Raw genomic sequence first — 12,797 nt, forward strand, 5'->3', positions numbered from 1 at the left:
CTCTCCCCTCACCCTAACCCTCTCCCCAAAGGGGAGAGGGGACTAAAAACAAACCAACCTTACCTTTGGAGACTCTGTGATGAATGACCATATTTGTCAGCAGATAGAGAATAGTGCGCACTACAGGGAGCTCGTCGAAAAACGGCAACGGTTTGCCTTCATCCTTTCTATCATCATGCTGATTATCTACGTCGGCTTTATTATGCTGATCGCCTTTGCTCCGCACTGGCTGGGCACCCCGCTGCACGCGGGCACCAGCGTCACGCGCGGCATTCCTATTGGCATTGGCGTGATTGTGATCTCCTTCTTGCTGACCGGCGTGTACGTCTGGCGCGCGAACGGTGAATTCGATCGTCTCAACAGAGCGGTACTGCAAGAGGTAAAAGCATCATGAAGCGGATCCTGACGGCGCTTGCCGCCACACTTCCTTTTGCCGCCCACGCGGCGGATGCCATCACCGGCGACGTTCAGCGTCAGCCGACTAACTGGCAGGCGATTGTGATGTTCCTGATTTTCGTCCTGCTGACGCTGTACATCACTTACTGGGCGTCGAAGCGCGTGCGCTCCCGTAATGATTATTACACCGCGGGCGGCAACATTACCGGTTTTCAGAACGGGCTGGCGATAGCGGGCGACTTTATGTCTGCCGCCTCGTTCCTCGGGATCTCCGCGCTGGTTTATACCTCCGGCTACGACGGCCTGATCTACTCCCTGGGCTTCCTCGTCGGCTGGCCGATCATCCTGTTCCTCATTGCCGAGCGCTTGCGCAACCTCGGGCGCTATACCTTCGCTGACGTGGCCTCCTATCGCCTGAAACAGGGGCCTATTCGCACCCTCTCCGCCTGCGGTTCGCTGGTGGTGGTTGCGCTATACCTCATTGCGCAGATGGTCGGGGCAGGTAAATTGATCGAACTGCTGTTCGGTCTGAACTACCACATCGCCGTGGTACTGGTTGGCGTCCTGATGGTGATGTACGTCCTGTTCGGCGGCATGCTGGCGACCACCTGGGTACAGATTATCAAAGCGGTCCTGCTGCTGTTCGGCGCCAGTTTTATGGCCTTTATGGTGATGAAGCACGTCGGGTTCAGCTTCAATAACCTGTTTACCGAAGCGATGGCGGTTCATCCAAAAGGAGAGGCAATCATGAGCCCGGGCGGGCTGGTGAAAGATCCGATATCCGCACTCTCCCTCGGTCTCGGCCTGATGTTCGGTACCGCGGGCCTGCCACACATTCTGATGCGTTTCTTCACCGTGAGCGATGCGCGTGAAGCGCGTAAGAGCGTCTTCTACGCCACCGGCTTTATGGGTTATTTCTACATCCTGACCTTTATCATCGGCTTTGGCGCGATCATGCTGGTAGGGGCAAACCCGGCGTTTAAAGACGCGGCGGGTGCGCTGATTGGCGGCAACAACATGGCGGCGGTGCATCTGGCCGACGCGGTGGGCGGTAACCTGTTCCTCGGCTTTATCTCTGCCGTGGCCTTCGCCACCATCCTTGCCGTAGTAGCGGGACTGACGCTGGCCGGTGCCTCTGCGGTCTCGCACGACCTCTACGCCAACGTGTTCCGTAAAGGGGCAAGCGAACGTGACGAGCTGAAAGTCTCTAAGATCACCGTGCTGGTGCTGGGTGTGGTCGCCATTTTGCTCGGTATTCTGTTCGAGAAGCAGAACATCGCCTTTATGGTGGGGCTGGCCTTCTCGATTGCGGCGAGCTGTAACTTCCCGATCATCCTGCTCTCCATGTACTGGTCAAAACTGACCACCCGTGGGGCGATGATTGGCGGCTGGCTGGGGCTGCTGACGGCGGTGATCCTGATGATTCTGGGCCCGACCATCTGGGTACAGATCCTCGGTCACGAAAGCGCCATTTTCCCGTATGAGTATCCGGCGCTGTTCTCGATTGCCGTGGCGTTTATTGGTATCTGGGTCTTCTCGGCCACCGACAACTCGCCGGAAGGTAACCTGGAGCGTGAGAAATTCCGCGCCCAGTTTATTCGCTCCCAAACCGGCCTGGGCGTTGAACAGGGCCGCGCACACTAAGCCTTTCTCCCCGGTCTCTCAGGCCGGGGAGTTTAAAACATCACCCATGCCACCAGCGGTGCGATAAGCACCATCGTCACGCCAGAGAGCATCATCACCAGACTTGCCACCACGCCTTCCTGCTGACCCAGCTCATACGAACGCGCCGTACCTGCGCCATGAGACGCCGCGCCAAACCCTGCCCCTTTCGCCATCCCCTCCCGAATAGAAAGCCGCAAAAAGAGCATATCGCCCACCGCCATGCCAAAGACGCCCGTCACGACCACAAACAGCGCCACCAGATCCGGCTGCCCGCCAAGCGGTTTAGCCGCTGCCAGCGCAAACGGCGTCGTCACCGAACGCACGGCCAGGCTGCGCTGAATTTCATCGGGCAGCGTAAACAGCCGCGCCAGCCAGACCGAGCTACACACCGCCACCACCGTGGCAGTCAGAACGCCTGCGCTAAGCGACATCCAGTGGCGTTTAATAATATTCAGGTTGTCGTACACGGGAACGGCAAAGGCGATGGTGGCCGGGCCGAGCAGCCACAGCAGCCAATGGGATTCCCCAATGTAGTTCTGCCAGGAAATATGGCCGAAGACCAGCATGAGCACCAGCAGGATGGGGGTGAACACCAGCGGCATGAGCGGCAGCGCGCGAAAGCGGCGGTACAAACGCTTGTTGGCAAAATAGATTACGATGGTCGCAATCAGACACAGCACGCTTATCTGAACGTTAGTCATGCTTCTGCCTGCTGATTTCATAGCGATAGACTTTATCCACCACCCAGGCAGTGGCGCCCAATACCATCAGCGTACTCAGGGCGATAACCGCGAAGATGCGCCAGCCGTCGACCATCAGCAGCTGGGCATAGTTCACCACCGCGACCACCGCAGGCACGAAGAACAGCAGCATCTCCGCCAGCAGCCAGCGCGCGCCGGCTCGCACCCAGCTAAGGGGCAACGCGCGACAGAGGATCAGCGTTAGCATTAGCACCATCCCGACCAGGTTGGCGGGTAAAGACAGGTGCAGCCAGTCGACAAGATATTCTGCGAAAACAAACAGTCCGGCATAGAGCAGTACCTGAACCGGTACCTGGAGTCGTTGCACAACGGCAGGCGTAACACGACTTAACGCCACGGCCATGGGGGTTTTCCTCAAAATTGAGACGAGGCGCCAGTATAGTGAGCGCACGTCAGGGACAGAAATGAATTAAAATCATCGAAGGTATAGTTTCGAGGAATAATCATGGACATAAGAACGCTGCGCTATTTTGTCGAGGTGGTTCGCCAGCAAAGTTTTACCCGCGCAGCGGAGAAGTTGTTCGTTACCCAGCCGACCATCAGCAAGATGCTGAAAAACCTTGAGGACGAGCTGAACTGTACCCTGCTGCTTCGTGACGGACGCAAGCTGCTGCTGACGGATACCGGGCGCGTGGTCTTCGAGCGCGGGCTGGCGATTCTGGCTGAGTTCCGCCAGCTTGAGGCTGAGCTTGCGGATATCAACCACCTTACCAAAGGGCTATTACGTCTTGGCATTCCGCCGATGGTCGGCATGATGATGGCCGGGCCGATTAGCCTCTTTCGTCAGCGCTACCCCGGCGTTGAGCTAAAAATTTCTGAATTTGGCGGCCTGACCGTCCAGCAGGCCGTGATGAACGGCGAGCTGGATGTGGCGATGACGGCCCTCCCCGTAGAGGAAGAGAGCGGTCTGGCGACGCTGCCGCTGTTCAGCCATCCGCTGTGCGTGCTCGTACCGCGCTCCGGTGACTGGCTGAAAATTGACTCGGTGAAACCCGAACTGCTCGGCGAACATCCGTTGCTGATCTACAACGAAGACTTCGCCTTAAGCCGCCAGCTGATGACGCTGTTTAACCAACATAATGTGAAGCCACGCATTGCGGTGCGCAGCGGTCAGTGGGATTTTCTGGCCGCGATGGTTCAGGCTGGCGTGGGGATTGCCATTCTGCCGCAGCCGATTTGCGAGCGGCTGGATAAAAATACGCTTCGCTGGGTCCCGCTGGAGAGCGAGCTGCACTGGCAGTTAGGGATGATCTGGCGTGAAGGGGTGTATCTGTCGCATAGCGCACAGGCATGGCTGCAGTGTTGTGAGGGGTTTTGGGTGCAGTCTGAATAGTGCCGGGTGGCGGCTTCGCCTTACCCGGCCTACGATTCGAATGTAGGCCCGGTAAGCGCAGCGCCACCGGGCAAAAGCGCGCTACTGATTCTCTATCAACAACGCTTCCAGCAAATCCAGATCGTGCAGCAGCTTTTGCAGCGTCTCGTTGCTGATCTGCCGCGTGGCACGCAGATGGTACAGCTCGGCACGCTCTGAACGCAGCGCCGCCAGGCGGAACCGGCGTTCCAGGTTTTCCTCCTGCAGCGAGCTTTCCACGTCATTACGTCCGTCAGCCCGACGGCGCAGGTTACCAATCACGCGGGAACTCACTTCCGTCAGCAGCTGATTATCGATGTTCTCGTCTGTATCCGCCGCCAGACGCTCTTCCATTTTCTGAATAGCGACTATCGCCACTTCGGCGGTAGCCGCACGCGCAATACGCTCCTCTTTATGCTGTTGGGTCGAATCCCCGGCGTCAATGTGCTGCAGTAAAATCGGCAGCATCACCACGCCCACGAACAGCGAGAAGAGGATCACGCCTGCCGCCAGGAACACCAGCTCGTAGCGCGCCGGGAAGACATCGCCCGTCGGCAGCAGCAGCGGAATAGAGAGCACACCGGCAAGGGTGATCGCCCCACGCACGCCAGCGAAAGAGGCAATCAGCAGCTCGCGTGTGGTCCAGGAGCCAAACTCCATCGGCTTTTTCGTCAGGAAGCGCACGCTGAATTTCTTCATCGTCCAGAGCCAGCCAAAACGCACCAGCATCAGTGCCATGTAGATCAGCACGATGTCGGTAAACAGCATCCAGACTTCAACGTTCGGATCGGCCTCTGCCGCAATCAGCGAGGACTCCATAATGCCCGGCAGTTGCAGGCCCAACAGCAGGAATACCATGCCGTTAAACACGAATTCCAGCATCGCCCAGGTGCTGTTGGCACGCAGACGCATTGCCAGCGGCGCGCGGCGCATCACGCCGGAGCGGGTAATGGTCATCCCTGCCGCTACCGCCGCCAGAATGCCCGATACGCCAATATGTTCGGCAATCAGGTAGGAGGCAAACGGCAGCAAGAACAGCAGTACGATTTGCGTGGCGGGTTCATCACCGCCCCAGCGGCTGAGGAAGCGCAGGGAGCGACCATACAGCCAGCTCACCACAAAGCCCGCGAGGATACCGCCAATCGCCACTTTGAAGAATTCCAGCGTCGCGCCGCCAATGGTAAAGACCATCGTCCCCATGGCAACCGCCACGGCAAACTTCAGGGCGACCAGACCAGAGGCGTCATTCATCAGCGCCTCGCCCTGCAAAATCCCCATGATTTTCTTCGGAATACGACCTTCACCCACAATGCCGGAAAGCGCCACGGCATCGGTTGGCGAGAGCACGGCGGCCAGCGCAAAGGCGGGGATTAACGGGATACCCGGTACGGCCCAGTAAATCAGGAAGCCAATCCCGACGACGGTGACGACGACCAGCGCCAGCGCCAGTCCGAAGATCTCTCGCCCGTGCTCAAGGAATTCGCGCGTGGGCGTTTTCCAGCCATCAGCAAACAGCAGTGGCGGAATAAACAGCACGAGGAACAGTTCGGGGTCAAATTCCACGTGCAGGCCAAACGTCGGCCACGCCAGCAGCGCGCCGATGGCAATTTGCATTAATGGCAGGGGGACCTGAAAGGGCAGTACGCGTGTGACCACCCCGGATAATGAGACCACAAGGGTCATGATGAGTATTGTGAAGAAGATTTCCATGCGTTCCCTGTTTGCTGTGTTACTTATGTACTACGGAAGGCGTCGTGCCTTTTATTCTATCTTCTTCAGAGTAACGCAAAAGGCAACGGGATGAGCTCTGAAAATAAAAACGGGCGGCCTGAGCCACCCGTTTTCGCATCAATGGACAACTTAGATGGCCCAGCCGCCTGCGTAGAATGCCACCAGCGCAACGGCGATCACCACGGTGCCGATGTTCAGCTTGCGCCATTCACCAGAGACCAGACGACCAATGACCAGCGACGCGAAACCGATCATGATGCCGGTCACGATGTTACAGGTCAGCACGATAAACACGGCGGTAATCAGGCCAGACATGGCATCCACGAAATCCGCAAAGTCGATCTTCGCCACGTTGCTCAGCATCAGCAGGCCGACATACATCAGCGCTGGCGCGGTCGCGTAAGCCGGTACCAGATAAGAGAGCGGAGAGAGGAACAGGATCAGCAGGAACAGCACGCCGACGGTGATGGCCGTCAGGCCGGTTTTACCGCCTGCAGCCGTGCCCGCTGCGGACTCGATATACACTGCCGCAGGCGCTGCGCCCACCAGTCCTGAGAAGACGCTGCTCAGGGAGTCAGTCGTCAGGGCTTTGCCGCCATCAATAATCTGACCGTCTTTATCCAGCAGGTTAGCCTGACCGGCCACCGCGCGAATCGTACCGGTTGCGTCAAACACGGCGGTCATCACCAGCGCCAGCACGCTTGGCAGGATTACCGGGTTAAGCGCACCAACGATATCCAGGCTGCCGATCAGAGAATTGCCCTTGTCATCGCTCAGCGACGGCATGGCGAAAATACCGGAGAAGTGAACGTTCGGATCGAAAATCAGGCCGACAATGGATACACCGATAATGGTCAGCAGAATGCCGCCCGGCACTTTCAGTTTTTCCAGACCGATAATCACCGCCAGACCGATCAGCGACATGATCACCGGGAAGCTCGCGAAATGCCCCAGCGCCACCGGCAGGCCGTCCAGCGGGTTCTTGATCACCAGGCCCACGCCGTTAGCGGCGATTAGCAGCAGGAACAGACCGATGCCGATACCGGTGCCGTGCGCCACGCCCTGCGGCAGGTTGCGCAAAATCCAGCTACGAATGCCGGTAGCAGAGATAATGGTGAACAGCACACCCATCAGGAACACAGCGCCGAGTGCGACCGGTACGCTGATCTGCTGACCCAGCACCAGGCTGAACGCGGTGAACGCGGTCAAAGAGATGGCGCAACCAATCGCCAGCGGCAGGTTCGCCCACAGCCCCATCACAATGGAGCCCACACCGGCTACCAGGCAGGTCGCGACAAAAACAGCTGCTGGCGGGAAGCCCGCTTTACCCAGCATGCCCGGCACAACGATGACGGAGTAAACCATCGCCAGAAACGTTGTCAGACCGGCAACAACTTCCTGACGCACGGTGCTGCCGCGAGCCGAAATTTTAAACATGGCGTCAAGTGAACCGCCGGTACGCGCAGATGGCGTAGACATAGAAAACATCCCCTGAGAGTTTTTATAGAACGTTCATAAGCGTGGTGGAGACGCCACTGCCAGCTAATACGTCAAATCCTTGTTTTGCGTTTGCGACGAAAGGGCGTCACAAAAAAAGCAAACGTTTAGCTCCGCGCTTAAAAACGGGTGGTCAAATTAAGGCAAACGATTATCCAGCCTAAACACCGCCCTTTTCAACTGAACTTTATCGTTTTTCACTAAAATTCGCTTATGACGCTGAAGAAATAAACAGAGGATGCGCAAACGTTATCGTCTATGCGCAATTTGTTTACATTTAATCCTCACCCGGGATGGATAATGGCCCACCCTGTTCCAGGGTTCGCCTCCAGCCGGGACTGTTATCGACCTTTTGCTTCCAGGCCTCAATATGCGGCAGATTGTCGATGCCCCCACGCGCCAGCAGGGCAAAGATCGGGAAACTCATCTGAATGTCGGCCATGCTGAGCGCGTCCCCGGCAAACCAGCTGTTTTGAGCGAGATGCGAATCAATAAAGCGCGCATGCGTTTCCAGCTGGGGATTGAGATACGCTTTCTGCACCCCCTTACCCAGCGCCTTGCCCAGGAGTCGGATGCCTGGCGGCACGGGCGGCTTGCCGAGGCTGTTGAAAACCAGCTTCATTAACAGCAGTGGCATCAGCGATCCTTCCGCGTAATGCAGCCAGAAGCGGTATTGCACCTTATGCGCCGGATCTAACGGCTTAAGGCGCGATTCGGCATCATAGGTTTCCTGGAGGTATTCCAGAATGGCACCCGATTCCGCGAGGATAAGTCTGTTATCTTCGATGATGGGTGATTTGCCCAACGGATGCACCTTTTTGAGAGCCTCCGGCGCCAGCATGTTCTTTTCGCGCTGGTAGTGAACGATCTCATAAGGCAGGGCGAGTTCTTCCAGCGCCCAGATCACACGATGTGAGCGCGACTGGTTAAGGTGATGTACCGTGAGCATGGTCTTCTCCTGTGATTCATACTTTTTAACTATAGAAAATTGAACAACACCGCGAAAAAAATTCGGCTAAAAACCGGTCAGCGACGCTGGCGAAAAAACGGGGCTTGCATAGAATTAAAGTGTCAGCACAATCCGGAACCTCACCAACCAGCTCGACACGAGGGGTGCTGATGTCGGGGGAAACCCTCCCGTGAACCAGCGGGATAGAGAGAAAGACAAAGACCGGGAAAAACTAAAGCGCCCTTAGTGGCGCTTTAGTTCTTTATAGGGTGCGTGTGTATGCCGGGTGGCGGCTGCGCCTTACCCGGCCTACGTTCGAGAATGTGGTTTTTGTAGGTCGGGTAAGGCGCAGCCGCCACCCGACGCGCAGGCCGCAGAGACTTACTCCTCCTCCAGCAGCCGCGCCCCTGTCCCCTGCTCGCCCAGCCTGTCGCCAGGGTTCCGCAACGGGCAGTCGCTGCGGGACAGACAGCCGCAGCCGATACAACCGTCCAGTTCATCGCGCAGCGCAACCAGCGTATGAATACGTCTGTCCAGCTCTTCACGCCACTGGGAGGAGAGCTCTTTCCACTCTTTCGGGCTCAGCGTGTTGCCCTCCGGCAACACCCCAAACGCCTCACCTATCGTCGCCAGGGGAATGCCGATTCGTTGCGCAATTTTGATAATCGCCACATAACGGAGAACGTCACGGGTATAGCGGCGCTGGTTTCCGCCGTTACGGATGCTTTTAATTAACCCTTTGCTTTCATAGAAGTGGAGCGCCGATACCGCAACACCGCTTCGCTTTGCCACTTCGCCGGGGGTTAAAAGCGCTTTAATACGCGGCAATCTCTTTTCCATAAAACCTCTTTACCTCAAGTTAACTTGAGGAATTATACTCCCCCGCAGAGAAAACGACGAATCAACCAAGAAAGTTGTATCTACAGAGGGGCAACCTTATGTCGCATCAGCAGATTATTCAGACACTTATTGAATGGATTGATGATCATATCGATCAACCGTTGAACATCGATGTGGTCGCTAAAAAGTCGGGCTATTCGAAATGGTATTTACAGAGAATGTTCCGCACGGTTATGCATCAAACCCTGGGTGAGTACATTCGTCAGCGCAGATTACTGCTGGCGGCGCAGGCGTTACGCTCAACGCAGCGACCGATTTTTGATATCGCGATGGATCTTGGCTATGTGTCGCAACAAACCTTTTCCCGCGTGTTTCGCCGCGAGTTTGACCGTACGCCGAGCGACTATCGCCACCAGTTGAATTAATCACCCTTAGTGCAAAGGTTGCTGCTGCCAGGTCATAAATTCCTGGGGCGGCATCGCTTTCGCGAAGTGCCATCCCTGACAGAACTGGACGCCGCGCTTCAGCAACCAACTCACCTGCTCTGCCGTTTCGACCCCTTCCGCAATGGTTTTAAGCCGCAGGCTTTGCGCCATCTCGATAATATGCTCGGCGATCAGATGGCTGGTGCTGTTGGTCGTTAGAGTATCGATAAACGATTTATCGATTTTCAGAATGTCGACGTTCAGCGAATAGAGATTGTGCAGGTTCGAGTAACCGGTCCCGAAATCATCGATCGCCACTTCATAACCCGCCTGCCGGAAAGCCTGAATCACCGGTGTGGTTTTTGGCACATCAATGAACCCACGTTCCGTCACTTCGATTTTGATTTGCTGAGCACGGACGGCATAGTGGCGCGCCTTGTCAGAAATCATGGCGATCAGCCGTGAGGAGTGGAAATCCGTGGCCGACAGGTTAATTGAAATATAGAGATGCGGATGCTCAGCCAGGAAATGACCCAGATCGCTGAATACCTCCTCAACGACATAATCCGTAATCCGCTCGCTCATTCCCTCTTTTTCAGCCAGCGGAATAAACTCAGCCGGACTCATCACCTGTCCGTTGAAACCCGGCCAGCGCAACAACGCCTCTGCCCCCACGCACTGGTTGTTCTTGATATCAATAATCGGCTGGTAGTGCAGGCAAAGCTGTCGCTTGTGCAACGCCCGATGCAGCAACCGCCCTGGCGAATTAAGCTCGCGGTGCGTCCGCGACCATACCAGCAAAATAATAATGCTGCAGATCATCCCCAGCGGCAGCGTCAACGTCGCCTGATGGTAGAGCGTTTCGTAAAAACGCTTATTTGACGTCGACACGATAGCGGCAATCGGCCGTTTTGGTGATTTCACGACGGTATAGAAACGGTTATCTTTTTGAAATACCGATTCCTTATCCTGAATCATCGAATTTAATAAAGAAGGATTAGCTTTCTGGCTAACGGAAAAGAATGCATTGGTTACCGTGTCGTACACTCCCCAGGAGAGAGAATGATCGGTAGACATCACTTCGCTGTAAGAAAGCGGATTGACCACCACGACATAATTTCCACGCTGCATATATGTCATTTTATAGCCAGTATAAAATGGCGTGTCGCGAAAATAATAGATAGCGATGTCAGGTTTACGGGTGTAATTGGCAATCGGGATCGCGTAAGGTTGGTCCGGCGTAAAAACGGTTGAACAAAGAAAATTCTGACCTTCTGCATAAATTAAATCAGCGACAAACAGGCGGCCACGCACAACGTTCAACATATATTGGCGATGTTCCGGTGTACAAAGTTTACCCTGATATTTTTCGGCCTCGTCCCGGGCCAGATCAACTTGTTGAATAACCAGTTCTGTTTTGTCTAAAGCCAGTTCAGCAAATGTACGGAGCTGAGCGCTTGTTTCCGACACGGCTCTTAGCTGGGCAAACCATAGGGCAAGCATCACCGGCAGCATAACTACCATGATGATCCCTACTACCCTGAGCATTTTGCGCCGCGCGCTACGATTCATTTCCCGCCCTATATCCCTGCATGTTGTACGCCTGTAGTAATGAAGGCCGGATGCTTTGTTAAACAGGTGATTACGTTGCATGAATCATGCGAAGTTAGCAACTGACTTTTAGTATTAAAAATCTTAAATTTCGTTATGACGATAATATTTTCCCGTAAGCTAAACTGTAAGTATTCGTTCCGTTTCAATTAAGGGAAATAATTATCCAGCGCACATGTGGGGTTTGAAGATAACACAACAGAGAATCGATGTTTTATAAATGCCCGGCTATTACCACATTATTTTCAGGATGAGCAAAAAATAACGTGCCACTTATAAAAACCTCGTGGCTGGCCCATCGTGTGTCCGCTCAGCCAGGTATCGGGACCCAGGTACCCGGCACCATCGCCTTTTTTGCGTAATAAAATCCCCATTTTGAACGCTCAGACGCTGGCGAATAAATCAACAAATGTGATATAGTTCACACATATTCTGTAACGAGAAACACCGTTTCATTCAGTTCGTCTGTTTTGTAGAGGATGGGTTCTATGGCAACCATTACTACCAGCATGGTTCTCCTGCGCTGGCCTTTGTTGAGCGCGGTACTGATGTTTTTAGCCAGCACGCTGAACATTCAGTTTCGTAAATCTGACTACGCGGGTCTTGCGGTCATCAGCACTCTGCTGGGACTTGGCGCGGCTTGCTGGTTCGCAACGGGCCTGTTGGGCATCACCCTGCTGGATATTGCCGCTGTCTGGGAAAATATTAAAGTCGTGATGGTAGAGGCAATGAGCCACCAGCCACCAGACTGGCCAATGGTGATTACCTGATTCCTGTATAAACAAAAAACCCAGACGATGTCTGGGTTTTTTGTTTGAGCATCCGTTGATCAGAACGGGATGTCGTCGTCGAAGTCCATTGGTGGCTCGTTAGACGGTGCCGGAGCAGACTGCTGCTGCGGACGAGACTGCGCGCCGCCACTGAACTGGTTGCCGCCCTGTGGCTGCTGAGGCTGACCCCAACCGCCCTGCTGCTGCTGACCGCCACCTGCTGGCGCGCCACCGCCCTGACGGCCGCCCAGCATCTGCATGGTACCGCCAACGTTTACCACAACTTCGGTGGTGTACTTCTCAGCGCCGGACTGATCGGTCCATTTACGGGTGCGCAGCTGGCCTTCGATATAGACCTGAGAACCTTTACGCAGATACTCACCGGCAACTTCTGCCAGTTTGCCAAACAGCACCACGCGGTGCCATTCAGTCTGCTCTTTCATCTCACCGGTCGCTTTATCACGCCAGGATTCGGAAGTAGCCAGCGTAATGTTGGCAACTGCGCCACCACTCGGCATGTAGCGTACTTCCGGGTCCTGGCCCAGATTACCGACGAGAATCACCTTGTTTACGCCTCTGCTGGCCATGTTCGTGTCTCCTGAATACGTTTCTTAATAGTGTAAACGCGCGAGTGTACCATTTCCAGACGCCACTTTGATAGTTGCGTAGTATCTTCCAGAGTTCGCGCGCGAACTGAACATTGTTACACAGCGAATCAGAAAATGCATTCCAATACTGTATATTCAAACAGGTTAAATTGTGTCATAATTAGCCGTTTCTGACAGCCGTTTGTCCTTCAAA

Annotated in this window: 13 protein-coding genes; 5 read left to right on the forward strand and 8 right to left on the reverse strand. The window is 55.1% G+C overall.

Going from position 1 to position 12,797, the window contains the following annotated elements:
* Window positions 1-79: 79 nt before the first annotated feature.
* Together ACOTXR_RS16410 and actP are read left to right on the forward strand one after the other, a co-directional pair.
* Complete coding sequence (locus ACOTXR_RS16410) at window positions 80-394, forward strand: DUF485 domain-containing protein (protein ID WP_014882163.1); 315 nt, start codon at window positions 80-82, stop codon at window positions 392-394.
* Window positions 391-2,040, forward strand: coding sequence for a cation/acetate symporter ActP (gene actP / locus ACOTXR_RS16415; RefSeq protein ID WP_014882162.1), 1,650 nt, complete (start codon window positions 391-393; stop codon window positions 2,038-2,040). The genes ACOTXR_RS16410 and actP overlap by 4 nt, the downstream gene beginning before the upstream one ends.
* A 32-nt stretch (window positions 2,041-2,072) precedes the next feature.
* Here actP and ACOTXR_RS16420 read toward each other — a convergent pair whose 3' ends face one another.
* On the reverse strand, window positions 2,073-2,762 hold the full coding sequence (locus tag ACOTXR_RS16420) for an LrgB family protein (RefSeq protein ID WP_014882161.1): 690 nt from the start codon (window positions 2,760-2,762) through the stop codon (window positions 2,073-2,075).
* Window positions 2,755-3,165: a CidA/LrgA family protein gene (locus tag ACOTXR_RS16425; protein WP_421767057.1), complete on the reverse strand. Its 411-nt coding sequence runs from the start codon at window positions 3,163-3,165 to the stop codon at window positions 2,755-2,757. Before ACOTXR_RS16425 ends, ACOTXR_RS16420 begins: the two co-directional genes overlap by 8 nt.
* Before the next feature lie 102 nt (window positions 3,166-3,267).
* Between ACOTXR_RS16425 and ACOTXR_RS16430 the strand changes: the two genes are divergently transcribed.
* On the forward strand, window positions 3,268-4,155 hold the full coding sequence (locus tag ACOTXR_RS16430) for a LysR family transcriptional regulator (RefSeq protein WP_058690668.1): 888 nt from the start codon (window positions 3,268-3,270) through the stop codon (window positions 4,153-4,155).
* Between the two features lie 81 nt (window positions 4,156-4,236).
* Here the strand turns inward: ACOTXR_RS16430 and ACOTXR_RS16435 are convergent, their stop codons facing one another.
* The 4 genes from ACOTXR_RS16435 to soxR form a co-directional block, all read right to left on the reverse strand.
* Entirely contained in the window at window positions 4,237-5,883 is a 1,647-nt protein-coding gene (locus ACOTXR_RS16435) for a Na+/H+ antiporter (protein WP_014882158.1), read from the reverse strand.
* A gap of 150 nt (window positions 5,884-6,033) precedes the next feature.
* On the reverse strand, window positions 6,034-7,383 hold the full coding sequence (ghxP, locus tag ACOTXR_RS16440; protein WP_058690669.1) for a guanine/hypoxanthine transporter GhxP: 1,350 nt from the start codon (window positions 7,381-7,383) through the stop codon (window positions 6,034-6,036).
* A gap of 295 nt (window positions 7,384-7,678) precedes the next feature.
* Window positions 7,679-8,350 (reverse strand): glutathione S-transferase family protein, encoded by a 672-nt coding sequence (locus tag ACOTXR_RS16445; protein WP_058690670.1) that lies wholly within the window; start codon window positions 8,348-8,350, stop codon window positions 7,679-7,681.
* Between the two features lie 381 nt (window positions 8,351-8,731).
* Entirely contained in the window at window positions 8,732-9,190 is a 459-nt protein-coding gene (soxR, locus tag ACOTXR_RS16450) for a redox-sensitive transcriptional activator SoxR (RefSeq protein ID WP_200923772.1), read from the reverse strand.
* A 98-nt stretch (window positions 9,191-9,288) separates the two neighbouring features.
* Here soxR and soxS point away from each other — a divergent pair, with 98 nt between their 5' ends.
* Entirely contained in the window at window positions 9,289-9,615 is a 327-nt protein-coding gene (soxS, locus tag ACOTXR_RS16455; protein WP_008503387.1) for a superoxide response transcriptional regulator SoxS, read from the forward strand.
* A 6-nt stretch (window positions 9,616-9,621) separates the two neighbouring features.
* Here the strand turns inward: soxS and ACOTXR_RS16460 are convergent, their stop codons facing one another.
* On the reverse strand, window positions 9,622-11,187 hold the full coding sequence (locus ACOTXR_RS16460; protein ID WP_023336605.1) for an EAL domain-containing protein: 1,566 nt from the start codon (window positions 11,185-11,187) through the stop codon (window positions 9,622-9,624).
* Between the two features lie 527 nt (window positions 11,188-11,714).
* Between ACOTXR_RS16460 and ACOTXR_RS16465 the strand changes: the two genes are divergently transcribed.
* Window positions 11,715-11,996 (forward strand): YjcB family protein, encoded by a 282-nt coding sequence (locus ACOTXR_RS16465; RefSeq protein WP_014882153.1) that lies wholly within the window; start codon window positions 11,715-11,717, stop codon window positions 11,994-11,996.
* A gap of 59 nt (window positions 11,997-12,055) precedes the next feature.
* On the opposite strand, the gene ssb1 is transcribed toward ACOTXR_RS16465, so the two are convergent.
* Complete coding sequence (ssb1, locus tag ACOTXR_RS16470; protein ID WP_014882152.1) at window positions 12,056-12,583, reverse strand: single-stranded DNA-binding protein SSB1; 528 nt, start codon at window positions 12,581-12,583, stop codon at window positions 12,056-12,058.
* Window positions 12,584-12,797: the final 214 nt, after the last annotated feature.

Origin of the sequence: Enterobacter cloacae complex sp. IR53030 (genome assembly GCF_049238365.1) — a bacterium.
Classification (GTDB): Bacteria; Pseudomonadota; Gammaproteobacteria; order Enterobacterales; family Enterobacteriaceae; genus Enterobacter; species Enterobacter kobei.

Bases quoted from the DNA above. Each gene is read 5' to 3' on its own strand.
- soxR (WP_200923772.1), bottom strand. From the start codon at position 9,190: ATGGAAAAGAGATTGCCGCGTATTAAAGCGCTTTTAACCCCCGGCGAA.
- soxS (WP_008503387.1), top strand. From the start codon at position 9,289: ATGTCGCATCAGCAGATTATTCAGACACTTATTGAATGGATTGATGAT.
- ghxP (WP_058690669.1), bottom strand. From the start codon at position 7,383: ATGTCTACGCCATCTGCGCGTACCGGCGGTTCACTTGACGCCATGTTT.
- ACOTXR_RS16425 (WP_421767057.1), bottom strand. From the start codon at position 3,165: ATGGCCGTGGCGTTAAGTCGTGTTACGCCTGCCGTTGTGCAACGACTC.
- ACOTXR_RS16445 (WP_058690670.1), bottom strand. From the start codon at position 8,350: ATGCTCACGGTACATCACCTTAACCAGTCGCGCTCACATCGTGTGATC.
- ACOTXR_RS16465 (WP_014882153.1), top strand. From the start codon at position 11,715: ATGGCAACCATTACTACCAGCATGGTTCTCCTGCGCTGGCCTTTGTTG.
- ACOTXR_RS16435 (WP_014882158.1), bottom strand. From the start codon at position 5,883: ATGGAAATCTTCTTCACAATACTCATCATGACCCTTGTGGTCTCATTA.
- actP (WP_014882162.1), top strand. From the start codon at position 391: ATGAAGCGGATCCTGACGGCGCTTGCCGCCACACTTCCTTTTGCCGCC.
- ACOTXR_RS16420 (WP_014882161.1), bottom strand. From the start codon at position 2,762: ATGACTAACGTTCAGATAAGCGTGCTGTGTCTGATTGCGACCATCGTA.
- ACOTXR_RS16460 (WP_023336605.1), bottom strand. From the start codon at position 11,187: ATGAATCGTAGCGCGCGGCGCAAAATGCTCAGGGTAGTAGGGATCATC.
- ssb1 (WP_014882152.1), bottom strand. From the start codon at position 12,583: ATGGCCAGCAGAGGCGTAAACAAGGTGATTCTCGTCGGTAATCTGGGC.
- ACOTXR_RS16410 (WP_014882163.1), top strand. From the start codon at position 80: ATGAATGACCATATTTGTCAGCAGATAGAGAATAGTGCGCACTACAGG.
- ACOTXR_RS16430 (WP_058690668.1), top strand. From the start codon at position 3,268: ATGGACATAAGAACGCTGCGCTATTTTGTCGAGGTGGTTCGCCAGCAA.